Consider the following 25,591-nt stretch of genomic DNA (forward strand, 5'->3'; position numbering starts at 1 on the left):
GTTTGAGTCACGCCATCCACTCCCTTTTGGCTTCAGCATAGCTCGTTGGTGTTTCATAAAGACGAACAAATTCCATGCGCAGACTGCGTTCTGCCCAATCCTTCTGCCCACCTAACTGAGCCGCAAATGTCTCATAGATCCATACGACCATGTTTTCAGCCGTTGTATTCATCTTAGGCAAGGTTTCATTTAAATAACGATGGTCTAAATAAACGTCAACATGAGTTTTCCAGATCGCTTTAATGTCCGCAAAATCCATAACTAGACCCGTATCATCTGTATACCCGCTGATTCCAATAATCACTTTATACGTATGACCATGGAGATTTTTGCACTTTCCTTCATAGCAATGCAAGTGATGGGAAGCATCGAAGGTAAATTCTTTGCTGATTAAGACCCGTTTCGCGTGATATTTAAGCTCCTCACGCTTAATATCACGATCAAACTTTTGCAGGCCTTCGACAATGCGGAATTCCATCAACGACCGCCTCCTTGTTTACGAGAAAGGTAGGTATCAAGCCCTGCTTGACGCAGCTTGCAGGACGGACATTCCCCGCACCCATCCCCGATCACACCATTATAACAAGTCAATGTTTTTTCACGAATATAATCCAATTTCCCTAATTGGTCGGCAAGCTCCCATGTTTCAGCCTTATCAATCCACATGAGAGGTGTGTGAATAGCAAAGGTATCATCCATCGAGAGATTCAGCGTCACATTCAACGACTTTACAAACATGTCACGGCAATCCGGATATCCGCTAAAATCCGTCTCACAAACACCCGTTATGATGTGCTTGGCACCAATTTGCTTGGCAAGAATACCTGCAAAGGAGAGAAAGATTAAATTGCGTCCGGGAACAAATGTGTTAGGAAGTCCTCCTTCTTCGCCTGACTGCACCTCTACATCACTTCTCGTTAAAGCGCTTGGTGCAAGTTGATTAAGTAAGGACATATTTAAGACATGATGACGGACACCCGCCTCTTTAGCTATTGCCTCTGCACATTCTATTTCAAGGCGGTGACGCTGATTATAATCAAAGGTCACAGCCTCTACTTCTTCAAAACGATCAAGCGCCCAGAATAGGCAAGTGGTACTATCTTGACCGCCGCTAAACACGACAAGTGCTTTATCTTTTTTCATCATTAACACTCCTAATTAATAAGAAAAGGCACCACACCTAAGAAAAGGCATGCTGCATTTTCCTAGTTTTTTAAAGAGGGTAGCTAGAACCTCTGCCGCCTAATGCGGACTTCTCAATTCAAATCACTATTTTTTATCATAACATGTTCTTGCTAAAACTAAAAGAAAAAAACTTGCCATTCACAACCATCCCTGAATAGTTGTGAGGTCTCTAGCGGATACTTTAAAAAAATGGAAAAGTTGGAGGGCAAGGCTTTGAGCGATCAAGATAAATCATTACACCCGTTACCCTTTAAAACGGAATCGCTATGGCGTGACGAGATGACAGTTCCCAAGTTTGATGCCTTAAAAGAGGACCTAAATGTCGATGTCTGCATTGTCGGTGGAGGGATTGTCGGTATTACGGCCGCTTATCTTTTGGCTAAAGAGGACGTGAGCGTTGCTTTAATTGAAGCAAGCCGCCTGCTCGGCGGAACCACCGGACATACGACCGCCAAGCTGACCACCCAGCACGGCTTGATCTACGATGAATTAATTGAGCATATAGGACTGACCAACACACGCTTATATTTAGAGGCCAATATTGAAGCTATCTCATTTATAAGAGAAAAAATCAACCAATATAAAATTGATTGTGATTTAAGTGAAGAAGACGCCTATCTTTACAGCACGTCAGATCACTATGCCAAAAAGTTAGAAAAAGAATTCAAAGCCTATCAAAAGCTAGATATTCGCAGTGACTTACTTGACGACATTCCACTTGGCATTAAGGTACATAATGCTCTAAAATGGCCGCACCAATATCAATTTCATCCACTACGTTATCTAAAGACTCTTTTAGATGAGTTTATAAAGGATGGCGGGAAGGTTTTCGAGGAAACAACCGCTGTGGATATAAAAGAAGGGAAAACCAAAACCGAAGTCCTAACACGAAATGGCGTAAGCATTCACTGCCAATCGGTGCTTTGCTGTTCCCATTTTCCTTTTTATGAAGGCAGAGGGTTCTATTTCTCCCGCCTGCATGCCGACCGTACCTATCTCATGGCAGTGACAACGGACTATCACTATCCAGGCGGGCATTACTTGAATGTCGATCCGCCTAAGCGTACGATTCGTTCTGCTCAGCATAACGGTAGGCCTATCCTCATCATAGGCGGGGAGTCCCATAAAACAGGGCAAGGGAAAAACACCATTGAACACTATAAAGCCATCGAAGCCTTCGGGAAAGAACATTTCAATATTAAGGACATTTTGTTCAGATGGTCAGCTCAGGATTTGACCTCTCTTGATAAAATTCCTTACATAGGCTCAATCACCAAGGGACAGCGCCATATTTTAGTGGCCACCGGTTTTCGCAAATGGGGGATGTCCAATGGAACAGCCGCCGCTCTCCTGCTCAAAGACTTGGTGCTGAAAAAGGACAATCGATTCAAGGACGTTTTTACGCCATCAAGATTTTATGCCGACCCAAGTCTCAAAAAATTCCTTATCCAAAACGCTGATGTAGCCAAACACCTTATAAAAGGAAAAATGGGCACCCCGAGCATGCAGCTTGAAGACCTTTCTAAGGATGAAGGCGGAGTTGTGACAGTAAATGGAAAACGAAGAGGGGCCTACCGAGATAAGGAAGGAAACGTCTACATTGTTGATACAACCTGCACACATATGGGCTGCGAATGCAATTGGAATCAAGGCGACCGCACCTGGGACTGCCCTTGCCACGGCTCACGCTACTCCTACAAAGGAGAGGTTATCGAAGGCCCTGCAGAAAAACCATTAAAACAGGATGAAGACTTTACAATCGGAGACGTCCTCACCTCCGACGACTCCGGCTACTAACCGACACCAAAGTCCGTTAGACCTTGCCGGGGACTGGTACTCGAGTGTAACGGACACAAACGCAAAAAGGAGAACTGCTTAATCGCAATTCTCCTTTTTTCAGTTGCCCGGCGGCGTTCTACTCTTGCAAATCTACTCGCTTGGAATACTTCGTGGGTCCCCTTCTTCGATTGACGCCTTGTTGATTTGCGCATGACCTCATTCTTTTAAACCAAGGTTAGGCGCAGGGGCCCGGCCACTATCAATAATTAATGATCCAATGTAAAAAAGGAATCGTCATTTAAACGATTCCTTTATCGATTGCCCGGCGACGTTCTACTCTTGCAAATCTACTCGCTTGGAATACTTCGTGGGTCCCCTCTTCGATTGACACCTTGTTGATTTGCGCATGACCTCATTCTTTTAATCCAAGGTTAGGCGCAGGGGCACAGCCACTATCAATAATTAATGATCTTATGTAAAAAAGGAATCGTCATTTAAACGATTCCTTTATCGATTGCCCGGCGGCGTTCTACTCTTGCAGGGGGAAGCCCCCAACTACCATCGACGCTGAAGAGCTTAACGGCCGTGTTCGGGATGGGAACGGGTGTGACCTCTTCGCCATAACCACCGGACAAAGTATTCAATTGAAGGATCATACCTTCAAAACTAGATAGGAAGTCAAACAAACACTAATTTAAGGTTAAGCCCTCGATCGATTAGTATCCGTCAGCTCCATGCGTTGCCGCACTTCCACCTCGGACCTATCTACCTCATCATCTCTAAGGGATCTTACTGACTTAAAGTCATGGGAAATCTCATCTTGAGGGGGGCTTCATGCTTAGATGCTTTCAGCACTTATCCCGTCCACACATAGCTACCCAGCGGTGCTCCTGGCGGAACAACTGGGACACCAGCGGTGTGTCCATCCCGGTCCTCTCGTACTAAGGACAGCTCCTCTCAAATTTCCAACGCCCGCGACGGATAGGGACCGAACTGTCTCACGACGTTCTGAACCCAGCTCGCGTACCGCTTTAATGGGCGAACAGCCCAACCCTTGGGACCCACTTCAGCCCCAGGATGCGATGAGCCGACATCGAGGTGCCAAACCTCCCCGTCGATGTGGACTCTTGGGGGAGATAAGCCTGTTATCCCCAGGGTAGCTTTTATCCGTTGAGCGATGGCCCTTCCATGCGGCGCCACCGGATCACTAAGCCCGACTTTCGTCCCTGCTCGACTTGTAGGTCTCGCAGTCAAGCTCCCTTGTGCCTTTACACTCTGCGAATGATTTCCAACCATTCTGAGGGAACCTTTGGGCGCCTCCGTTACTCTTTAGGAGGCGACCGCCCCAGTCAAACTGCCCACCTGACACTGTCTCCGAACCGGATTACGGTCCCGGGTTAGAATGTCCATACCGAAAGGGTAGTATTCCACCGACGCCTCCACTGAACCTGGCGGTCCGGCTTCAAAGGCTCCTACCTATCCTATACAATCGATACAGACATCCAATATCAAGCTGCAGTAAAGCTCCATGGGGTCTTTCCGTCCTGTCGCGGGTAACCTGCATCTTCACAGGTACTATAATTTCACCGGGTCTCTCGTTGAGACAGTATCCAAGTCGTTGCACCTTTCGTGCGGGTCGGAACTTACCCGACAAGGAATTTCGCTACCTTAGGACCGTTATAGTTACGGCCGCCGTTTACTGGGGCTTCAATTCAGAGCTTCTCCTAAAAGGATAACCCCTCCTCTTAACCTTCCAGCACCGGGCAGGTGTCAGCCCCTATACATCACCTTTCGGTTTAGCAGAGACCTGTGTTTTTGCTAAACAGTCGCTTGGATCTTTTCACTGCGGCTCAGCAGGGCTATTCACCCCGCCAAGCACCCCTTCTCCCGAAGTTACGGGGTCATTTTGCCGAGTTCCTTAACGAGAGTTCTCCCGAGCGTCTTAGGATTCTCTCCTCGCCTACCTGTGTCGGTTTGGGGTACGGGCACCTTGAGACTCGCTAGAGGCTTTTCTTGGCAGTGTAAGCACGGGCACTTCGGTACTAAAATTCCCTCCCCATCACAGCTCAGCCTTATGAAGGCGGGATTTGCCTCACCTTCAGCCTTACTGCTTGGACGCGCATATCCATCAGCGCGCTTGCCTTGCCTTCCTGCGTCCCCCCATTGCTCAAACGTCTCCTGGTGGTACAGGAATATCAACCTGTTGTCCATCGCCTACGCCTTCCGGCCTCGGCTTAGGTCCCGACTAACCCTGAGCGGACGAACCTTCCTCAGGAACCCTTAGGCTTTCGACGGAGGGGATTCTCACCCCTCTTTTCGTTACTCATACCGGCATTCTCACTTCTAAGCGCTCCAGCAAACCTTCCAGTTTACCTTCTCTGCCCTTAGAACGCTCCCCTACCATCCCATTGGGATCCATAGCTTCGGTGATACGTTTAGCCCCGTTACATTTTCGGCGCAGCGCCACTCGACCAGTGAGCTATTACGCACTCTTTAAATGGTGGCTGCTTCTAAGCCAACATCCTGGTTGTCTGGGCAACGCCACATCCTTTGCCACTTAACGTATACTTGGGGACCTTAGCTGATGGTCTGGGCTGTTTCCCTCTCGACGACGGATCTTATCACTCGCCGTCTGACTCCCGAGGATGAGTCCTTGGCATTCGGAGTTTGACTGAACTCGGTAACCCTGTGGGGGCCCCTCACTCAATCAGTGCTCTACCTCCAAGTCTCTTCCCTCGAGGCTAGCCCTAAAGCTATTTCGGGGAGAACCAGCTATCTCCGAGTTCGATTGGCATTTCACCCCTACCCACACCTCATCCCCGCACTTTTCAACGTGCGTGGGTTCGGGCCTCCATTCAGTGTTACCTGAACTTCACCCTGGACATGGGTAGATCACACGGTTTCGGGTCTACAACCTTAAACTATCGCCCTATTCAGACTCGCTTTCGCTCTGGCTCCGTCTCTTCAACTTAACCTTGCTTAAGATCGTAACTCGCCGGTCCATTCTACAAAAGGTACGCCGTCATCCCCCCGGGTCCCCGCAAAAGCCTGCTTTTGTGGGTGGGGAGGACTTCGACTACTTGTAAGCACACGGTTTCAGGATCTCTTTCACTCCCCTTCCGGGGTGCTTTTCACCTTTCCCTCACGGTACTGGTTCACTATCGGTCACTAGGGAGTATTTAGCCTTGGGAGATGGTCCTCCCGGATTCCGACGGGGTTTCACGTGTCCCGCCGTACTCAGGATCCACTCAGGTTGGGGGTCTGTTTCGACTACAGGGCTGTTACCTTCTCTGGCCGGCCTTTCCAAACCGGTTCGTCTACAGCTCCCCTTCCGGGATGAGTGTCCTACAACCCCAAGAGGCAAGCCTCTTGGTTTGGGCTGTTCCCGTTTCGCTCGCCACTACTAAGGGAATCGCATTTGCTTTCTCTTCCTCTGGGTACTTAGATGTTTCAGTTCCCCAGGTCTGCCTTCCATACCCTATGTATTCAGGTAAGGATACTGCCCGTTCAGGGCAGTGGGTTTCCCCATTCGGAAATCTCCGGATCAAAGCCTACTTACAGCTCCCCGAAGCATATCGGTGTTCGTTCCGTCCTTCATCGGCTCCTAGTGCCAAGGCATCCACCGTGCGCTCTTATTCGCTTAACCTTGTTACAATTAATGTCTTGTTTGCACTTCATTATCCAGTTTTCAAGGGGCGATTTCGAGTGTTCACACACTCAAAACCAAACAAATAACCAAAAGCACCTAACGCTAAGAATCGTTTCCTTAGAAAGGAGGTGATCCAGCCGCACCTTCCGATACGGCTACCTTGTTACGACTTCACCCCAATCATCTGTCCCACCTTCGGCGGCTGGTTCCTTACGGTTACCTCACCGACTTCGGGTGTTACAAACTCTCGTGGTGTGACGGGCGGTGTGTACAAGGCCCGGGAACGTATTCACCGCGGCATGCTGATCCGCGATTACTAGCAATTCCGGCTTCATGCAGGCGAGTTGCAGCCTGCAATCCGAACTGAGAGTGGCTTTATGGGATTCGCTCGACCTCGCGGTTTCGCTGCCCTTTGTACCACCCATTGTAGCACGTGTGTAGCCCAGGTCATAAGGGGCATGATGATTTGACGTCATCCCCACCTTCCTCCGGTTTGTCACCGGCAGTCACCTTAGAGTGCCCAACTGAATGCTGGCAACTAAGATCAAGGGTTGCGCTCGTTGCGGGACTTAACCCAACATCTCACGACACGAGCTGACGACAACCATGCACCACCTGTCACTCTGTCCCCCGAAGGGGAAAGCCCTATCTCTAGGGTGGTCAGAGGATGTCAAGACCTGGTAAGGTTCTTCGCGTTGCTTCGAATTAAACCACATGCTCCACTGCTTGTGCGGGCCCCCGTCAATTCCTTTGAGTTTCAGCCTTGCGGCCGTACTCCCCAGGCGGAGTGCTTAATGTGTTAACGTCAGCACTGAAGGGTGGCCCCTCCAACACCTAGCACTCATCGTTTACGGCGTGGACTACCAGGGTATCTAATCCTGTTTGCTCCCCACGCTTTCGCGCCTCAGCGTCAGTTACAGACCAGAGAGCCGCTTTCGCCACTGGTGTTCCTCCACATATCTACGCATTTCACCGCTACACGTGGAATTCCACTCTCCTCTTCTGCACTCAAGCTCCCCAGTTTCCAATGACCCTCCACGGTTGAGCCGTGGGCTTTCACATCAGACTTAAGAAGCCGCCTGCGCGCGCTTTACGCCCAATAATTCCGGACAACGCTTGCCCCCTACGTATTACCGCGGCTGCTGGCACGTAGTTAGCCGGGGCTTTCTGGTCAGATACCGTCAAGGCGATAGCATTTCCTCTATCACTTGTTCTTCTCTGACAACAGAGCTTTACGATCCGAAGACCTTCATCGCTCACGCGGCGTTGCTCGGTCAGACTTTCGTCCATTGCCGAAGATTCCCTACTGCTGCCTCCCGTAGGAGTCTGGGCCGTGTCTCAGTCCCAGTGTGGCCGATCACCCTCTCAGGTCGGCTACGCATCGTCGCCTTGGTAGGCTATTACCCCACCAACTAGCTAATGCGCCGCGGGCCCATCTGTAAGTGATGGCAGAACCATCTTTTACATTGACACCATGCAGTGTCAATGATTATCCGGTATTAGCTCCGGTTTCCCGAAGTTATCCCAGTCTTACAGGCAGGTTGCCCACGTGTTACTCACCCGTCCGCCGCTCGATCCACAACCATCACCCCGAAGGGATCTGGAAGTTTCACGCGCTCGACTTGCATGTATTAGGCACGCCGCCAGCGTTCGTCCTGAGCCAGGATCAAACTCTCAAAATAGTGCAGTTAAAGCACTGCTGGCTTTTGCCGAGAACAGATCTCTTCTAAATAAAAAGAGGTCTGTTCTCCTTAAAAAAATATGTTCGTTTGATTCCTAGCGTTAAACTCAAAGTATGACTTTGACTGGCGCTTTTGGTTTTTGTTTAGTTTTCAATGTACGAAACAATCTACTAATCTTTCACTATCAATCGCCGTCTCTCAGAGGCGACTTTATTATCTTATCACGCCAACAAGATGAAGTCAACAAGTTATTTCTTTGTTAAAACCATCCGTCAGAAGCGACGTTTAATAATATATCATCTTAAACGAATTGCGTCAACACTTTATTCTAATTAATTCATGTTCACTCTATAATAGCTTATACCTTCCTATACATTTAGTAATTCAGCACTATCAATAGATCTATCAAATAAGCTACTCTATGCGGCCGAACACTTGATAAAAGATCCTATCGTTTCACATCATTGGGACAATGTACTAGGCTTCTCAGCCGAACTTGTCTTGCCTATTCCATGGTTAAGGCTGTCATTCTCGGGTCTATGCAAAACTAAAGGATAATGCACCTACCTTTATTTTTAGGGATTTTAGACAAGCCAACACGGAGAATGTCATCGGGGTAAATTCATGACGTTCTTCAAGCAGAAGACTCCTTGCCTCTACGAAGAATGTCTGCCTTGTTTATTCATGTTCTATTTTTAAGAGCTTGTTATTGTTCTTGCGTCTATAAGTACACACTTTGTAGTTGGCTTCCTCAGGCACTAACCAATACGAAAAATTTCACCGAAGTAAATTCTTGAGGGGACTTCAAGAAAGAGGTTTGTTCGTCACCATCTTAGTTTTATGTAAACTCAATCGGTTATTTACTTTTACCTCTTAATAATGACGAAAAGGTTTGGGAAACATAAAAACACCCCCTATTACGATAAAAGGAGCTACACCCATGTCCTTTTTTATCTACTTATTGGCCTTTTTGTTTCTTAGCCCCTTTCCGAGTGCTTGGGCGGCATATAGAACAGAACCTATTTTTATTGCTTATCAAACGGTTCGTTGGATTCTTGGAATCATTTATTTATATCTAGTCAGCTATGTTTTCCTTATCGACTTAACAGCAGGAGGGATTATTTCTGCTTTTCTCCCTATGTTCCTTATCGGAGTCATAATAGACGGTTTCGTTCTGAGGCGATGGGTCGTTGAAGCATGGCGAGGCATAATCGGCGGGGCTATTCTTTTAATTGGTTATGGGGGCTTTCTGTGTATTTATCAAACAACCCTTGCCTCTGATAAATATAAAATGGCAAATGCTGTTCGTTCAAATACAGTGGCAGCACCCATAAATATAAATCACATACCCGTTGTCCCAGAGGCTTACGCCCGTTATAAGAGTGAGAAGCTGCTTGGCCATATTCCAAACTACGCTTACTATCAGCTTGGTGATTCAACGATTCAAACAATCAATAATCAACTGTATTGGGTTACTCCGATCGAATACACCGGATATGTGGCTTTTACAAAAGCTGGGGTGATTCCAGGCTATATTAAAATGAGTGCTGAGGATGAAAATGCGGAGCCAAGTTTTATCAAAGCACCTATGACCATTGTTCCTTCTGCCTATTTTTCTCAAAAATTGCAACGGCAAATTCGGCGCACCTTTCCACATCTTATATTACTAGGCACTTCTTTTGAGCCGGACGACCAGGGCAGGCCTTTTTATGTCGTGAGTATTGGTCATTATACACATTACCGTTCCGTTCCTCAGGTGGATGGCATTCTTCTCTTCGACCCCAAGACAGGTCTGATAAAAAGATACGGGATACACCAGCTGCCTACCTTCGTGGATCAAGTCATTCCTAAATCAATAGCAATAGAACGGAATAAATGGTTTGGCAAATTTCGTTATGGATGGTTAAACAGTCTAATAGGAAGAAACGATGTGCACGAGCCCACTCAGAAGGATGAAAATAATGAAGTCATTGCGATTTTTGACCAAAAACTACAAATGAATTGGTTTACAGACCATACCATTAATGCCGACTCAGGTTCTATGGTTGGTTATACCTTAATGGACGCAAGGACCGGAAAGCTCACCTTTTACACCAAAGCAAATGGTTTAATAAACAGTCGGGCGGCACTAAATAGTGTCAATAAGATGTTCAAAATCCAAGGTTTTAAAGGAACGTCCCCCGTTCTCTACAATCTTTATGGACAGTATTCATGGGTAGTACCCGTAGTAGATGGAAATGGTGTGTTTCGAGATCTCGCTATCGCTAATGCTCAAAATGAAAAAATGGTTGGTTATAACGAGTCCAAGCATGTTGCTTTTGATGACTATAAAACTAAATTGGCTCTAAGCTTGGCCGATACTGCTGCACCAAGCCAAATCACGGACCAAACAAAACTTTCAGGTACTGTGACTCATGTTTTCAAAGCAATGGACCCCAATCATCTCGTCACCGTTGAATTTATGCTGAGCGGAAGTCATCATATCTTCACAGTCAGCTCAGCGACTGATCCTTATGCCCCCTTTATTGAAACAGGGCACCGCCTCACCATTTCCTATATTGAGACTAATCAAGTCCGAGCCTCCGCCCTTTCCATCACTGATAGCTCGATAAATAAGTTAAAAGCCCCCCCTCTCAGGGGAATTCATGAGAGGGGGTAGCCGTATTTTAAAAGTATCGAATTTTAAGAAACCCCCACCGCTTCTTTTACAAAAGGGAGAGCAGCAGTTGGGAACGCCCGATCAAGAACAAGAATCTCCCATGTGGTGTTACTTGCTTCCTTTAGAACACCTATTAGACTCATCGAATCATGCATCAGTTCTGAAAGATGCGGAGAAAGGGCGATGACATATTCATTTCTCGTCAATAAGTGATGCGCAGTAATGGCTGACTCTGTTTTATCCTTTAGAACAAAGACACCTTCTGAGATCGGCGACCCAACCTCTTGCAATAAAGCTTCTCGTTCAATCTCAGCTATGCCCGTTGCAAAAGGCTGTTCAACTTTCTGATGATAACTGTCGAGCAATCTCACCGCATCAAGAACATCATTCTCTACCTTTTCGATAAAGTCTTCCACCAACCTATGCAGATCACGGCTATTTTGGTTATCTAAATAAACCGTGAATTGGCCGATGACTTGAAAGAAAGCCCGCACTTGTTCAGCGCTTTGTGAATAGCTCAAATCCAAGAAGGAAAAAGTAAACAGTTTCTCCCAGAACTTTTGATCACAAGCTTCCCAGGATGTTGCTCGCACCGTCTCTAGATACTCTAAGAAAAGCTTTAAACTCTGATTGAAAAACGGTTTTTCTTTTTCAGAAAGTCCCTGCTGTTTCTCCTGATAAAATTGAATAAGGGCAGGCACATAAAAACGCTCCCGAAGTCTAGGGCGAATGCCGAGTTGTTCATAAACCCAAGTGTCAGTCACCATGTTAAATTCCTCTTTTCTTTGTTGAATGAAAGGCATACGGTTCCACTAAAAAGTCACCATAGGACTCTGTCTCGGATCTTACTTCCCATTTTAACATGTCCACTGCACATTGGGTGAACCATGGCTTACAGTCGCCACTCTCCCCCCTGCCGAAATCCATATCAAGAGCCTGCTTTTTTTATAGGAGGCACATAAAATGATGACTAATAAAGGAAAAACACCAGTTCACTCATACTAACGGGTTCACTTCAGAGGTGCAAACAATTAACTATCAAGGTAAATCGCACGGCTTTTCACGTAGTCATTCACCGTGCGATTTTTATTGTAATATCAATGTTTATTGACCATTTCATCCGTAAATCACCGATCAAATCACAGTGTAATTTACATGGGTGGAAATAATTATTGGCGGTGTGTGAATTAACCGGTGATTGAGCAAGTGAAAGGTAGGGTGATTACTAAGTCATTTGGATCTATATGCTAAAATAAAAGTTAGATTATCGAATGGTTCTTAAAATAAAAAACGGACTGAACAAGAAATTTTAGAGTCACCTGTGATCGTTGAAATAAGCGGAGATTTTTCCGTTATCAACCAAAGTAGCGTTCAGTTCGTCGTAAATAAGCGGAGTTTTTCCGTTTAAACCAAAAGAAATGATCCATTTTCATATTTTTCGAGTCAATAGTCGGAATTTCTCCGTCTATTTTAGCTATTTTTAATGTCGATTTCTAAATAAGAGGAATTTCTCCGCTTATTTAGAAAGTTCGCTCTAGCCATTTAATGAAATAGGTAATCGATTGCCTTTTATGAAAATAAAACAACCGAATCTCAAAAGATTCGGTTGTTTTGACGTTTACTAGTCTTTTCTTTCTGTGATTTTATTATGAATAGTAGGGTGATTTAAGGTGATAATTAGCGTTTTGCATCTCACAAGTGAACCCGTTATCACTTATACACTGGTGTTTTAATAGAGGCTATTAATTGGAACTCGTTTAATCGGAGTTGGAAGTCCTGCATAACGATTGAACTCGTCGTCATTTAACCCCTCATCTGTCACTATCTCGTCGACCTCGCCTACCGAACAAATTTGCACAAAGGTCTTGATTGAGAACTTGGATGAGTCAACTAGTAAAATGGTTTTGTCTGACACCGTCAAAATCTCTTGTCTAAACAGCGCTTGGGATTCATTAGAGTCCGTAATGCCGCCAACCAAGTCGATCCCCTTACAAGAGATGAAGGCTTTGTGCACATGATACATTTTTAACGAGCGATTGGCTAAAGGACCTATATATGAAAGCGAAGGGACAGAGAGAATACCGCCTGTTGAGATGACGCTGATCTGGTCCTTTTGACTTAACTCTAAAGCGACTTGGATCGAATTCGTGACAACGGTTAACGGCTGATTAGGAAGCACTTTAGCCATATACCAAGCCGTTGTACTGGCATCCAATACAATCTTATCACCCGGTTGTATGAGTTTTACAGCTTCAACCGCAATCGCCTGTTTCTCTTCTGCATTTAAGATTTCGCGTTCCACATACGAACGTTCCCTCTCATCCTCTTGAATGCTGACAGCTCCGCCATGACTTCTTGCAAGCAGTTGTTCCTGCTCCAGTTTCTCTAAGTCACGCCGTATCGTTTCTTCTGTAACTGAAAAGAGTTGACTCAATTCACTCACTCTTACACTTTTTCTTTCATTAACTAGTTCGACTATTTTTCGATGGCGTTCCGCAACTAACATCCGGCTCACCCCTTTTTTTCTTCATGACCCTGCTAGTTGGCTTACTGCGTTCCTATATCCTTTTGTCTAAAGACAATGGTATCTCGATTATAAGCCGGTATCCTTCTAACTGCAAAGTTTTTTTTAGAAAAACTTTGCTTATCGCCAAGTCCTGGCGGAAGCCTTAGTTTTACTTATCCTATTATCCTTAAACCGCAGCTGCGAAAGTTTATACTTTCTGATTTAGAACATACCTTTTCTTTATATAACCGAAGTTGAGCGATAGGATCCTTAAATTAAATAAAAGCAACAAAAGTCGCTTTGTCTATTAGGGAAATTATAAGTTGGTCGTCTGTTCCAGAGGGGGGAGCTTCACCCTTCTTTAAAATGAGGCACTACGCGAGGTCCATCCCAATGGAGGAAGATAGGAGATGGAAGAAGAAGGAAGAATGGGTGAAGCGGGGAAAACTTGCCTTTTATTAAAATTCAACATATAACGATCAAATCCTCTTTATTTCAACATTTTTTTACAAAAAAAAATGGTCAGGCACTATTTTTTTAGTTCCAATCATTCAAAAATCCCAATGAGACCATGCACTCATTGGGATTTTCAATCAACTATTTAAGCGGCAAAATAATCCTCTTCTGCTGTTTCATCTTTACCATTTCGAAGTCCCAATGCATTAAATATCCAGGTGAAGACAATTGAAACCACGAAGTTCAAGATAACTGCATAAATGGCGGCATAGCCAGCAAATGTGGTACTGCCAAGGTGAAGCGGGAAGGTGGAGTTCATGCCTTGAGATACGGCCATCCAAGTCCCCATTCCCATCCCGACTAACCAGCCAAGAAGGAGTGCCCATTTATTAAACCAACCTGTGTAAATCCCTACAATAATAGAAGGGAAGGTTTGCAGAATCCATATTCCTCCGAACAATTGAAGGTTGATGGCATACGCTTTTGGGAAAAACAAAATAAAGACAATTGCTCCAACTTTAACAAGTAAGGAGACAAGCTTTGCCACGCTCGATTCTTGTTTCGGCGTACAATTGGGATTAAAGTACTCTTTATAAATATTTCGGGTAAACAAGTTAGCTGAAGCAATCGACATGATCGCTGCAGGAACAAGGGCGCCGATCGCGATGGCAGCAAAAGCAAAGCCGCTGAACCAATCTGGGAACATATTTAAGAATAACGCTGGAATCGCATCATTCGGGGTTGCTGCCTTCACATGTGCCGCTAAAGCCATAAATCCCAATAACGTAATAAATCCTAAGACAAGTGAATAAGCCGGTAATAAGGCCGCATTCTTTCGTACCGTATTGCGTGAATTGGAGCTGAGTACCCCCGTTAACGAATGCGGATAAAGGAACAAGGCGAGAGCCGATCCAAGCGCCAGTGACCCATAAGCTAAAAAGGAACTTGGCTGTAAAATTAAGGATCCAGGAGGATTTTGAGCCGAAAGCTGCTTTCCTGCTTCATTAAAGATATGACCAAAGCCGCCTAACTTCATAGGAACCACAATAATAACGGCTATGATGGTAATATAAATCATTAAGTCTTTGACAATGGCGATTGAGGCAGGTGCTCTTAACCCGCTGGAATACGTATAAATAGCCAAGATAGCAAAGGCAATAATCAGGGGTATTTCACCTGCGAAGCCGGTCCCCTTAAAGCCCATCGCGGCAATCACCGTTTGCATCCCGACAAGCTGAAGCGCAATATAAGGCATCGTTGCTAGAATACCCGTAACAGCAACTGCCAGAGCCATCCAGCTGCTATTATAACGGCCCTTAATAAAGTCTGATGCGGTTACATATCCGTGCTTACGAGAAACGGACCAAAGCCGAGGCATGACCATAAAAATAAACGGATAAACAACAATCGTATAAGGGACGGCATACATCGCCATAGCCCCTTTTCCATAGTTCAAAGCAGGTACCGCAATAAATGTATAAGCCGTATATAAATCCCCGCCAAGCAAGAACCAAGTAATCAAGGTTCCAAAGCGCCGGCCGCCAAGCCCCCACTCATCCAGTTGGGTCAAGTCACCTTTACGCCAATTGGCCGCAAAAAAACCTAGAACGGTTACAAAAATAAAAAAGATGATAAAGACTGTAAGCGCCGTCCAATTCAAGATGTTCACTCCTCATATAAAAAGATAATGGGTTAATTTCTTTCCTTCGTTGCAAAGTACACAATTCCAGTGAGCACCGATGAAATAATGACCGCCACTAATTGGTACCAGTAAAAGAAAGGGAAACCGAATAATCTTGGGGCATCAAAAGCATACATGCCTGGGAAAAGCGTAATGATAAACGGAACAATTAATAAAAGATACCAGGCATTGAACTTCCCTTTTTGACTTTTTTCACCCTTCATGAAAACGCCTCCTTTCCGATCTTTTAAAGAAATATTCGCATAATATCGAATAGGCTGTCAAACATTTTTTGGTATTTATAGAAAGTTTTTTAGAGGGGACCTACTCAGGGACATGCGTAACATTCACGCTATGAAAATTTAGACATAAGAAAAGCCAATTTTTAAAAGGCCCATTTGGAAGACAAATTGAATTTTTCCTATTTAAATGTAATAAAGTGGTCCGCATTCATTAGATCACCTTGTTCCTCCACTACTAAATAAATGATTGCTCTTATCTGCAAGCCTTCGATTGTGAGTTTGCCGACTCTCTCCCCCCTAATTTGAATGAAGTCAATATGCTATATCCAAAAATTTACAGTGCTTTCAATTAAGAGACATGCTATAATCAATTTACAAGCTGCGATGTGCGTTGCGTATTGATGTTTCAACCGATGCATTTAATAAGGGAGCTCTACATGTCGAGAATGGCCATCATGCCTTAATTGGACGATGAAAGTTCTCATGCGGGCACCCACCTGTTTCGAGCAGGTTCTGAAACACAAGCGTGACGGCATAGGCGGCCGTTTACTACATATTAACGCATTAAAGAACTGCTTAAGGCAGTTCTTTTTTATTTATATTTAACCCTCATTAAATTTCCAATTAATTGTTCTTCGTAAAAGCACTTAAAAGCTTGATTTAACGTATTTTTCTATTAAACTTAATTTATACTAAAATTCTGGTAGGGTTTCTTTTTATAAGACGGGAGGCTGTTTGGACATGACATCAATCTGTTTAATTCGCCATGGTGAGACTGATTGGAACGCCTTAGGAAAGCTACAAGGACAAACCGATGTGCCTCTTAATAAAAATGGCCGTTTGCAAGCTGAAGCCTGTGGTCAATTCTTAAAAAATTTCCACTGGGATGTGTTAATCACAAGTCCCCTCCAAAGAGCGTTAGAAACGGGGACTATTATTAATAAAAAGTTGGATCTCCCTCTTTTGGTCATGCCGCAATTTGCTGAACGTTTCTTTGGTGACGCGGAAGGCTTAACCATTGCAGAACGAGAGCAATTATTTCCAACGAAAAATTACCCCAATCAAGAGGACAACGCTTCGTTAAATGAACGATTGATGGCGGGCTTAGAGAGCATTACTCAAGACTACAAACACAAAAAAGTACTTCTTGTCACACATGGTGCGGTGATCCACACTCTTTTAAGGCACTTTTCTAATGGCGAGATTGGGAAGAAGAAAATCAGATTATTTAATGGCGGGCTCAATCACATTCAATTTGATCAAAGTGAATGGAAGATTAAATCCTACAATCAGGTCTCCCATCTTCCACAATTATAACGCCTTAGCCTCTTCCCCTTTACTGCTTTCTCAAGCAGACACGCAAAAGAACTTGGTTGGGCGAAGCACATAATTTTCTCAATATCCACATTGCGCCCTTCCACTTCTCTCACCTCCACATAAGATAAAGTATTGATGAATCAAGGAGGTGTTGCTAAATGGCTTACGGTGGCGTTGGATGTGGCACTGGCGGCGGCGGTTTCGGTGCTGGTTTTGCCTTAATCGTTGTATTGTTCATTCTCTTAATTATTGTTGGGACTGCTTACGTCTATTAATTTAGTAATGCCAAAAGAGATCACCACATAGGAGCGATTTCTTTTCATAGTCATTGTTCAACTAAAAATAACATGCGCTCAAGGCTTAATGAGCGCATGTTTTATTTTATGCAAGCATCCGTCGATGATCGGCGAGTACCATTAAAGTTTTTTTCTATTGGCTACACGCGATTTTCCTCTGAACGCCGAGACAAAAACGCCGAGACATGTTGCTAAGAGCAATGTGAGAAAAGCATAGCGAAAGCCTTGTGTTAAAAGATGGGTTTCCGTAAAACTTAACTTTTGAGAACTCCCGCCCGTTACGACATCCTTTAATTGCGGGGGGAGAACAGCTGACACAATCGTCAGACTGATCGCGGTGCTCAACACTTGTCCCATATTCTGAAGCATTGAGCGAAGTCCGTTTGCGAACCCGCGTCTCTCAGAAGGAACGGATGTTAAAATCTCTTTCGTATTAGGCGTCATAAACAACCCGGACCCTAATCCCACAAGAAACATGCCGGCACCGCTTATCCAATAGGAAAGGTCCGGAACCTCCCCTATAATTAACACAATAACCCCTAATCCACTTATCGATAATCCTGTAGTCGCTAGAAGCCTTGCACTGAAACGGTCGCTTAAATTCCCGGTTATCGGTGAAGCAATAAGCATTCCAATTGTGACGGGAAGCACCCCGATTCCGGCCCATGATGCCTTATAATTCAGAACCGATTGCATATAGAGACTAGAAAGCAAAACAACAGATACCCTAGTAAAAGCATTTAAAAACGTCGAGACGTTTCCCATAGTATAAGCCCTGTCACGAAACAGTTGAAAGTCAACCATTGGTGAAGGATGATGCCTTTCATACCAGATGAAAAGCGGCAGACAGATTATAAAAAGGATCCAGCCTATAAGGACTAAATAAGAGGTCCAACCAAGCGTGCTACCTTCAGAAAGAGACAGAATAAGTCCGCTTAAACCAATAAAAATCAGGATTCCTCCAAAATAATCCACTTTCTTCCCTGACCCGAACGACGGCAGCCCTCGCAACACCGGAATACCCCAAATGAGTCCGGCTAGTCCTACCGGCACACCTGCCCAGAACACCCATTTCCATCCAAATGCTGAAGCCAAGACTCCTCCTATAACTGGACCTAATAACTGTGCAGCGGAAGCAACCAACACATTCATCCCAAGCCCTTTTGCTAGTTTTTCTTTAGGAAAAGCATCGGAGATTAAAGCTGTGTTATTCGAAATGATTAGAGCCCCTCCTCCCGCCTGAATGACACGCCAAGCAATGAACATCCATATATTTGGAGAAAACCCAATCAAAAAGCTGGATAATGTAAATATGGCAGTCCCAATTAGAAAGAATACCTTTCGTCCAAAGACATCGGATAATTGTCCAAATACTAATATGAGTATCGTATTCACAAGCATGTAGGACAATAAAATCCAGCTTGATAAAGAGGAACTGACATGAAAATGCCTTGTGATCGCTGGAAGGGCTACATTTAAAGCGCCAAGATTCAACATCACGAGAACAGCACTTAAACTGGTTGCCGAAAAAACAAGCCACGGGTTAATCCGGCCTTCTTTACTTCCTCTTTGAATGCGGTTCTCCATCGATCCCACCTGCCTAACATTTCTGTAGTGGTATTAAACAAAAACAAGGGGATTCCCTTATACAGGTTCCCCCTCATAGCCCTCTTTAGAACGGCACTTAACACGCCGCTTTTTAAGAATGGGCTCGTTTTTTTAACTCAACTTAAACTTAAAAAATAAACAGTCCTATCAAATGCTAGCATATATTACTTGAGAGGCAAAACAACTTGCACTGACCCTTGCCACTCTAGGTAAGAGGAATTTTCAAAAGGACAGTGTTTATACTAATAGTTATGCATCTGGATTTTTTGAAAATTTATCTTCTTAATGCCTGAGGAGGGATAAAAACATGGAAACCGCAACCGTCCAGCATTACTGTGAGCAGTGCCAGCAGTTAACCGAGCATGCAGTGGAAGAGAGCGCCTTTGAAATTGTCTATGTATGTGAGGTGTGCGGCGAAGAAGAGCAAAGTTATAAAACCTTTTTCTAAAAAGGCTGTTTCCCTTATCTTTTTCTCGGGTTTTTCCAAACAAAATCCTTGAAAGGAACCCTTATTATCTCTAAAATGAGACTGTTCATTTATTTTCAGATTAACGGGGAGGGAAATCGATGGAGACACAAGAAAAAAATGACCAGGTACTCGGAGGACTTGCTGCAGCAGGTTCTTATATAATATGGGGCATCATGCCGATTTATTGGAAATTAATTATTGGGGCTACACCCACAGAAGTATTAGCGCATCGAATGATTTGGTCATTCGTCTTTATGATTCTCGTTTTACTTGTTACGCGCAAGATGGGGAGCATGTTTACAGATATCAAAGCATTACTACTTGCTCCAAAACGTTTAGTCATTATCATGAGTGCCTCTATCTTTATTACGATCAATTGGTACACCTTTATTTGGGCAGTTAATAATGGACACATCATCCAATCTAGCCTTGGTTACTACATCAACCCACTTGTAAGTGTGTTGCTTGGAATTCTCTTTTTGAAAGAACGCTTATCTTTGTGGCAGATTGTCTCCTGTATTCTTGCTTTAGTCGGCGTTGTCTTCTTAGCATTAGAGGCCGGCACTTTTCCGTGGATTTCACTGACACTTGCTTTTAGCTTTGGCATTTATGGGCTCTTAAAGAAAATCGTCAAGCTGCCGGCCATGTCAGGGTTAACGATCGAGACGCTTATCATTACGCCATTTGCTCTCATTTATTTACTTGGCTTCGACCCAACAGCAGGCCAATCGTTTAACTTCCAACATCTTAGTCTTGCCTTATATCTTATGGGGGCAGGCGTCGTGACGGCTATACCATTGCTGCTCTTTGCAGCAGGGGCTAATCGTATCTCCCTTGCTATGATCGGCTTCTTTCAATATATTGCACCAACGCTCATGTTAATTTTAGGTACCTTGCTTTACCATGAGCCCTTTGATTCTGAACATCTCTTTTCATTCATTTTAATTTGGGTCGCCTTAGTAATCTTTACCCTTGCCAGAACATCACTCTTTAAGAAGGCAGAGGCCAAGCTTCTACACCGCCCTATACAAAAGGTTAGTTAATTAGGCCACATAAGAATACCTTAAATAGAAAAAGCCTTGCTCCTCTACTTGCAACAGTTAGAAGCAAGGCTTTTTTTCACAAGTTATTGCAGTAAACAGGCAAGTTCAGGAATAACAGAGGGAGGTGTCCCTTTCTCTAAAAAAGCCTTTACGTTTTGAACGGCTAAAGCGGCCATATCAAAACGGGTCTGAACAACAGCGGATCCGATATGAGGCGTTAATGTGACATTCCGAAGCCTTAACAATGGGTGATCGGGCCGAACTGGTTCCTTATCGTATACATCTAAAGCCGCCCCGCTTATTTCCCCTGATTCTAATGCCTGGAGCAAGGCATCTTCATCCACCGTTTGTCCCCTTGAAACATTTATGAAATAAGCCGTTGATTTCATCTTTTGAAAAGCCGCTCGGTCGAAAAGGTGATACGTCTCATCCGTTAAAGGCGTTACAACGACAACGAAATCCGACTGGGAGAGCACCTCATCAAAAGAAGCATAATGGACCCCGAGCCGTTCTTCCGTTTCTGGCTTTTGACTTCGGTTATAATATAGAACATTCATGCCAAAGCCAAAAATAGCTCGTTTTGCAATTTTTTCACCGATTCTGCCCATTCCAATGATACCGAGCGTTTTGTGATGGACATCTGTTCCATAGAATGCCAGATCATCTCCGACCGTCCATCCTCCCTCGCGAATGACTTGATCTAACTCGGCAATTCGACGAGCAGAGGATAAAATAAGGCCAAAGGTTAAATCAGCCACGGTTTCATCAAGAACTCCTGGTGTATGGGTACCTATGACTTGCGCTTGCTTCATTGCCTCGACATCAAAATTATCATAACCGACCGAGATCGTGCTGACGATTCTAAGATCGGGTGCCTCTTCAAGTAAGTCCTTATTAATTTTTACCTTTGTTGAGATTAGAGCGGTTGCGTCCTTTAACTCTCTATTCAAATCTGCAGAGAAAGATTCCCCCGTGTCCGGAACGACGACAACCTCATGTTCGCCCTCACCTTTCAGAACTTCCAGCAGCTCTTCTGGAAGTTCTTTTGTTAAAACAACCTTCGCCATTTTCTTCTCCCCCTTAGTTTCAAAAGATTCAATTACCTTGAAACAGAAGAAAAAGGGCAGTGTTAACCACCCCTTCTCTATTCGAAATCCACTCAGATTACCCAAAGTCCATTTCTCATCAATGGTTCGACCGTTCCATCTTCCAGTTCGCCATCGATGGAAAGCTCAGCGGAACCGATCATAAAGTCTTCATGGGTCAAGCTGTCATTCACGCCATGGGCTTTAAGCTCTTCCTCTGACATCGCATCCCCGCCTTCAAGCGTTGTTGGATAGCCTTTTCCGATCGCTAAATGGCAAGATGCATTCTCATCGTACAATGTGTTAAGGAACAAAAGACCCGATTGAGAGATAGGAGAATTATGAGGAACTAGTGCAACCTCCCCTAAATAATGGGAGCCTTCGTCTGTCCCGATTAAATTCTTTAAAATATCATAGCCTTTTTCAGCGGAGTAATCGACAATTTTTCCGTTCTCAAAGGTGAGGGAAAAACCTTCAATTAAATTTCCGCTATAATTTAAAGGCATCGTCGCTGTTACCGTTCCATTTACTCCCGTTTTAAGCGGTACCGTATACACTTCTTCTGTAGGAATGTTCTTGATGAATTCCACCCCATCTGTAACATTCGCTGCCGTGTTCCAAAGATGCTTCGGATGAAATTCAATGGAAAGATCGGTGCCGGGCGCTTTATAGTGCAATTTCTTATATTTTTTGTTATTGAGATAAGTCGCTTTTTCAGTCAAATTATTTTTGTGAGCTTCCCAAGCCGCAACCGGATTCTCTTGATCCGCACGCGTCATCTTAAAGATCGTTTCCCAAAGCTTATCCATCGCTTCTTCTTTACCCAGTTCAGGATAAAGCTTGCTTGCCCATAACTCAGAAGGAACAGAAACGAGCGACCATCTGACTTTGTCGGCCATCATGAATTCCGAGAATGGCTTCATCGCTTGACCAGAGGTTTTATTGTTCTTCGCAATGCGTTCCGGATCAACATCCTTCAGCAATTCCGGATTTGGCGTATAAATGCTTAGAAAGGCAGTCCCCGCTTCTGCCTGCATAACCATCCCTTTCGCTTCCCATTCAGGAAATTCTTCAAAGGATTCTTCCGGTGCATATTGATAGCGAATTAAAGTGAGATCATCATCTGTCCAGCGATAGCTGACTCGTTTAGCTCCCGCTTCATAGGCTTTCTTCGTAACCATTCTTACAAAATCGACGGCAAAAATAGGGGCCGCAATATTAAGATATTGCCCTTTTTGAATGTTAACCCCATTTTTTACAACGAGCTCCGCATAGCGCTCTAATTTCTCTTCAAAGTTAGCCAATATGATCTCTCCTCTTTTTTTGTCTTTGTCCTTAAAATCAACAGAAACGCATTAGATCACCCAAAGTCCCTCTCTCATAAGCGGTTCCTTGGTACCGTCTGCAAGCTCTCCGTCAATGGAAAGTTCAGCTGAGCCAATCATAAAATCAACATGATTTAAGCTGTCATTCACGCCGTTAGCATCCAGTTCCTCTTGACTCATCTTAGCGCCACCCTCTAACGTTGTTGGATAGGCTTTACCAATGGCTAAGTGACAGGAGGCATTTTCATCATAAAGTGTATTATAGAAAATTAACCCGGATTGCGAGATCGGCGAGTTATGCGGCACAAGTGCCACCTCCCCTAAATAGTGGGAACCTTCATCAGTTTCAATCAAACGTTTAAGTGTCTCTTCCCCATTTTCGGCCGAGAAGGAGACAATGCGCCCTTCCTTAAACGTAAGAGACAATTTTTCAATAAGTGTCCCACTGTAATTGAGCGGCATGGTGCTTGTTACGGTTCCGTTCACGCCCGTCTTAAGTGGAAGTGTATAAACTTCCTCTGTTGGAATGTTGGCGATAAATTCGGTTCCACTCTCATTATCACTTGCTGCCTGACACCAAAGCGCTTTTGGATGAAACTCAATGGAAAGATCGGTACCCGGCGCTTTATAATGCAGCTTCTTATACTTCTTTGTGTTAAGGTAATTGGCCTTTTCTCCAAGATTTGCTTTATGTAATTCCCATGCCGCAACAGGATCTTCTTGGTCTGCCCGGGTCATCTTAAAAATGGTCTCCCAAAGTTTTTGGACCCCTTCCTCAGGACCTAGATCAGGGAAAACGCGTTTCGCCCAAGTGATATTTGGAACTGAAATAATGCACCAACTCACTTTATCGTTCATTCGAGCTTGTCGATAAGGTTTTAGTGCTGTTGCTGTTGCTTTATTATAGGAAGAAATTCGCTCTGGATCAATCCCGGCTAATAAATCAGGATTAGGAATTCGGATATCAAGAAATCCCGCCCCTCGATTGGCTAATGTTTCAAGAGCGTCCGCATCCCACTGTGGATACTCATTAAACACTTCGCTTGGAGCTCCTTCATAATCAATACGGGTCAACTGATCATCCGTCCATCTGAAATAGACTCTTTTGGCGCCTGCGTCGTAGGCCTTTTTGGCTACTAAACGGACGAAGCTGACGGATTCAACAGAAGCGCTTACGACTAATTCTTGACCTGGTTGAAGGTTAATTCCGTTCTTTACCGCAAGCTCTGCATATTTTTCTAATTGTATTTCGAAATTTGACACCTTAGAATCCATCCCTTCTTCAATTGCTTAAAAATTAATTTATAAGAAACAGCCCATTACTTCACCCATAGTCCGTTTCTTAGGATCGGTTCAATCGTCCCATCCTCAGTTTCTCCATCAATGTTCAACTCATTCGAACCAATCATGAAATCGACATGGACGACACTATTGTTCATGCCGCGAGATTCCAGCTCTTCCTTAGATGCTGTATCGGCATCCTCGAAGGTTGGATAAGCCCGTCCTATGGCTAAATGGCAAGAGGCGTTTTCATCGTACAGAGTATTATAAAAAATCAACCCAGACTGGGCTATAGGCGAATCCTGTGCGACAAGTGCGACCTCACCAAGATAGTGAGAACCTTCATCAGTTTCAATAATACTCTTAAGCATCTCATAGCCCTTTGTGGCAGAATAATCGACAATTCGTCCATCCTTAAATGTAACAGAAATGCCTTCAATTAATGTTCCGTTATAGTTAAGCGGCATGGTGCTTGCAACGGTTCCGTTGACACTCATTTTATCTGGCAATGTAAATAGTTCCTCTGTTGGAATATTTGGAGCAAATGAAACCTCTCTTTGCTCAAGATCATTGGGCACCCAAACATGCTTTGGATGAAAACCAATAGAGAGATCCGTGCCTGGTGCTTTATAGTGAAGCTTCTTATATTTAATTGTATTAAGACGTCTTGAATTTTGATTAAGCGTATTAAAATGGTCTTCCCAAGCTTTTACCGGATTCTCCAAGTCAGCCCGTGTCATTTTAAATACGACCTCCCACAGCTTCTCAACGCCCTCTTTTGGATCAAGATCTGGGAACACCTTTTCCGCCCATTTCTCTGAAGGGATGGAGAGAATCGTCCATGGGACCTTATGAGACATTTGACCTTGAACAAGAGTCTCTAATGCCTTTCCAGAAGCTTGACTGTTAGCCGATAATCGCTTTGGATCGACACCTTCCAACATTTCTGGGTTTGGGGAGTTAAAATGAATAAAAGCTGCTTTTCTCTCAGCTAGTGTATTCAATGTCAAAGCATCCCACTCTGGGAATTCTGAAAATGTCTCTTCAGGAGCTAACAAATAATGAGTTCGAACTAATTCATCATCCGACCAGCGAAAATGAACACGTTTTGCTCCCGCTTGATAAGCTTTCTTTGCGACTAAACGGACAAATTCGACCGCATGAATTGGAGCTTGGATGACCACATCTTGTCCTTCTTGAACATTGACTCCAACACGAACAGCCAAATCTGCATAATTTTCTAATTTTTCTTCAAATGACAACATATAAACCCCCCTTGCTTTCTTTTCTACACGCTTTCATCTTACCACAAATAGACCATGAAGTCA

At 44.3% G+C, this 25,591-nt stretch carries 17 protein-coding genes, 3 rRNA genes, 1 other RNA gene and 1 riboswitch; of the genes, 7 read left to right on the plus strand and 14 right to left on the minus strand.

Annotation, left to right across the window (positions count from 1 at the left end; translation table 11 throughout):
- Positions 1 to 7 precede the first annotated feature (7 nt).
- Together queD and queC are read right to left on the minus strand one after the other, a co-directional pair.
- Positions 8 to 478: a 6-carboxytetrahydropterin synthase QueD gene (gene queD / locus PU629_RS16985; RefSeq protein WP_275281233.1), complete on the minus strand. Its 471-nt coding sequence runs from the start codon at positions 476 to 478 to the stop codon at positions 8 to 10.
- Positions 478 to 1,143: a 7-cyano-7-deazaguanine synthase QueC gene (queC, locus tag PU629_RS16990; protein ID WP_275281234.1), complete on the minus strand. Its 666-nt coding sequence runs from the start codon at positions 1,141 to 1,143 to the stop codon at positions 478 to 480. The genes queD and queC overlap by 1 nt, the downstream gene beginning before the upstream one ends.
- Before the next feature lie 56 nt (positions 1,144 to 1,199).
- Positions 1,200 to 1,242, minus strand: a riboswitch (PreQ1 riboswitch).
- A gap of 156 nt (positions 1,243 to 1,398) precedes the next feature.
- Between queC and PU629_RS16995 the strand changes: the two genes are divergently transcribed.
- Positions 1,399 to 2,982, plus strand: a complete 1,584-nt coding sequence (locus PU629_RS16995) for an FAD-dependent oxidoreductase (RefSeq protein WP_343076291.1) — start codon at positions 1,399 to 1,401, stop codon at positions 2,980 to 2,982.
- A 498-nt stretch (positions 2,983 to 3,480) separates the two neighbouring features.
- Here PU629_RS16995 and rrf read toward each other — a convergent pair.
- From rrf to PU629_RS17010, 3 genes are all read right to left on the minus strand, one after another.
- Positions 3,481 to 3,596, minus strand: a 5S ribosomal RNA gene (rrf, locus tag PU629_RS17000).
- A gap of 64 nt (positions 3,597 to 3,660) precedes the next feature.
- Positions 3,661 to 6,610, minus strand: a 23S ribosomal RNA gene (locus PU629_RS17005).
- 124 nt (positions 6,611 to 6,734) lie between these two features.
- Positions 6,735 to 8,295, minus strand: a 16S ribosomal RNA gene (locus tag PU629_RS17010).
- Together the 16S, 23S and 5S rRNA genes form the textbook arrangement of a ribosomal RNA operon.
- A gap of 940 nt (positions 8,296 to 9,235) precedes the next feature.
- Between PU629_RS17010 and PU629_RS17015 the strand changes: the two genes are divergently transcribed.
- Entirely contained in the window at positions 9,236 to 10,954 is a 1,719-nt protein-coding gene (locus PU629_RS17015; RefSeq protein WP_275281235.1) for a hypothetical protein, read from the plus strand.
- 23 nt (positions 10,955 to 10,977) lie between these two features.
- Here the strand turns inward: PU629_RS17015 and PU629_RS17020 are convergent, their stop codons facing one another.
- The 4 genes from PU629_RS17020 to PU629_RS17035 all read right to left on the minus strand — a co-directional run bounded on the left by PU629_RS17020 (position 10,978) and on the right by PU629_RS17035 (position 15,821).
- Positions 10,978 to 11,721 (minus strand): hypothetical protein, encoded by a 744-nt coding sequence (locus PU629_RS17020; protein WP_275281236.1) that lies wholly within the window; start codon positions 11,719 to 11,721, stop codon positions 10,978 to 10,980.
- Positions 11,722 to 12,683: 962 nt separating this feature from the next.
- Positions 12,684 to 13,460 (minus strand): DeoR/GlpR family DNA-binding transcription regulator, encoded by a 777-nt coding sequence (locus tag PU629_RS17025; protein ID WP_275281237.1) that lies wholly within the window; start codon positions 13,458 to 13,460, stop codon positions 12,684 to 12,686.
- Positions 13,461 to 14,061: 601 nt separating this feature from the next.
- Positions 14,062 to 15,576, minus strand: a complete 1,515-nt coding sequence (gene mctP, locus PU629_RS17030; RefSeq protein WP_275281238.1) for a monocarboxylate uptake permease MctP — start codon at positions 15,574 to 15,576, stop codon at positions 14,062 to 14,064.
- 32 nt (positions 15,577 to 15,608) lie between these two features.
- Complete coding sequence (locus PU629_RS17035) at positions 15,609 to 15,821, minus strand: DUF3311 domain-containing protein (protein WP_275281239.1); 213 nt, start codon at positions 15,819 to 15,821, stop codon at positions 15,609 to 15,611.
- Positions 15,822 to 16,212: 391 nt separating this feature from the next.
- On the opposite strand from PU629_RS17035, the gene ssrS reads away from it, so the two are divergent.
- The 3 genes from ssrS (at position 16,213) to PU629_RS17050 (ending at position 17,431) form a co-directional block, all read left to right on the plus strand.
- A non-coding RNA gene (gene ssrS, locus PU629_RS17040) (6S RNA) lies at positions 16,213 to 16,388 on the plus strand.
- 192 nt (positions 16,389 to 16,580) lie between these two features.
- Entirely contained in the window at positions 16,581 to 17,156 is a 576-nt protein-coding gene (locus PU629_RS17045) for a histidine phosphatase family protein (protein ID WP_275281240.1), read from the plus strand.
- A 158-nt stretch (positions 17,157 to 17,314) separates the two neighbouring features.
- Entirely contained in the window at positions 17,315 to 17,431 is a 117-nt protein-coding gene (locus PU629_RS17050) for a YjcZ family sporulation protein (RefSeq protein ID WP_275281241.1), read from the plus strand.
- A 141-nt stretch (positions 17,432 to 17,572) separates the two neighbouring features.
- Here PU629_RS17050 and PU629_RS17055 read toward each other — a convergent pair whose 3' ends face one another.
- Positions 17,573 to 19,039, minus strand: a complete 1,467-nt coding sequence (locus PU629_RS17055) for an MFS transporter (RefSeq protein ID WP_275281242.1) — start codon at positions 19,037 to 19,039, stop codon at positions 17,573 to 17,575.
- A gap of 328 nt (positions 19,040 to 19,367) precedes the next feature.
- On the opposite strand from PU629_RS17055, the gene PU629_RS17060 reads away from it, so the two are divergent.
- Positions 19,368 to 19,508, plus strand: a complete 141-nt coding sequence (locus PU629_RS17060) for a hypothetical protein (protein ID WP_275281243.1) — start codon at positions 19,368 to 19,370, stop codon at positions 19,506 to 19,508.
- 119 nt (positions 19,509 to 19,627) lie between these two features.
- The gene (gene rarD / locus PU629_RS17065) at positions 19,628 to 20,572 is read left to right on the plus strand and encodes an EamA family transporter RarD (RefSeq protein WP_275281244.1); all 945 of its coding nucleotides are present in this window, start codon (positions 19,628 to 19,630) and stop codon (positions 20,570 to 20,572) included.
- An 83-nt stretch (positions 20,573 to 20,655) separates the two neighbouring features.
- On the opposite strand, the gene PU629_RS17070 is transcribed toward rarD, so the two are convergent.
- From PU629_RS17070 to PU629_RS17085, 4 genes are all read right to left on the minus strand, one after another.
- Positions 20,656 to 21,639 carry a 2-hydroxyacid dehydrogenase gene (locus PU629_RS17070; RefSeq protein WP_275281245.1) on the minus strand — a complete coding sequence of 328 codons (984 nt, stop codon included), beginning with the start codon at positions 21,637 to 21,639 and terminating at the stop codon, positions 20,656 to 20,658.
- A gap of 92 nt (positions 21,640 to 21,731) precedes the next feature.
- Positions 21,732 to 22,961: an aminopeptidase gene (locus PU629_RS17075; RefSeq protein ID WP_275281246.1), complete on the minus strand. Its 1,230-nt coding sequence runs from the start codon at positions 22,959 to 22,961 to the stop codon at positions 21,732 to 21,734.
- A gap of 51 nt (positions 22,962 to 23,012) precedes the next feature.
- On the minus strand, positions 23,013 to 24,257 hold the full coding sequence (locus tag PU629_RS17080; protein WP_481900451.1) for an aminopeptidase: 1,245 nt from the start codon (positions 24,255 to 24,257) through the stop codon (positions 23,013 to 23,015).
- Between the two features lie 44 nt (positions 24,258 to 24,301).
- Complete coding sequence (locus tag PU629_RS17085; RefSeq protein ID WP_275284478.1) at positions 24,302 to 25,525, minus strand: aminopeptidase; 1,224 nt, start codon at positions 25,523 to 25,525, stop codon at positions 24,302 to 24,304.
- Positions 25,526 to 25,591 lie beyond the last annotated feature (66 nt).

It is taken from the genome of Pullulanibacillus sp. KACC 23026 (assembly GCF_029094525.1).
In the GTDB taxonomy this organism is placed as follows: domain Bacteria; phylum Bacillota; class Bacilli; order Bacillales; family Sporolactobacillaceae; genus KACC-23026.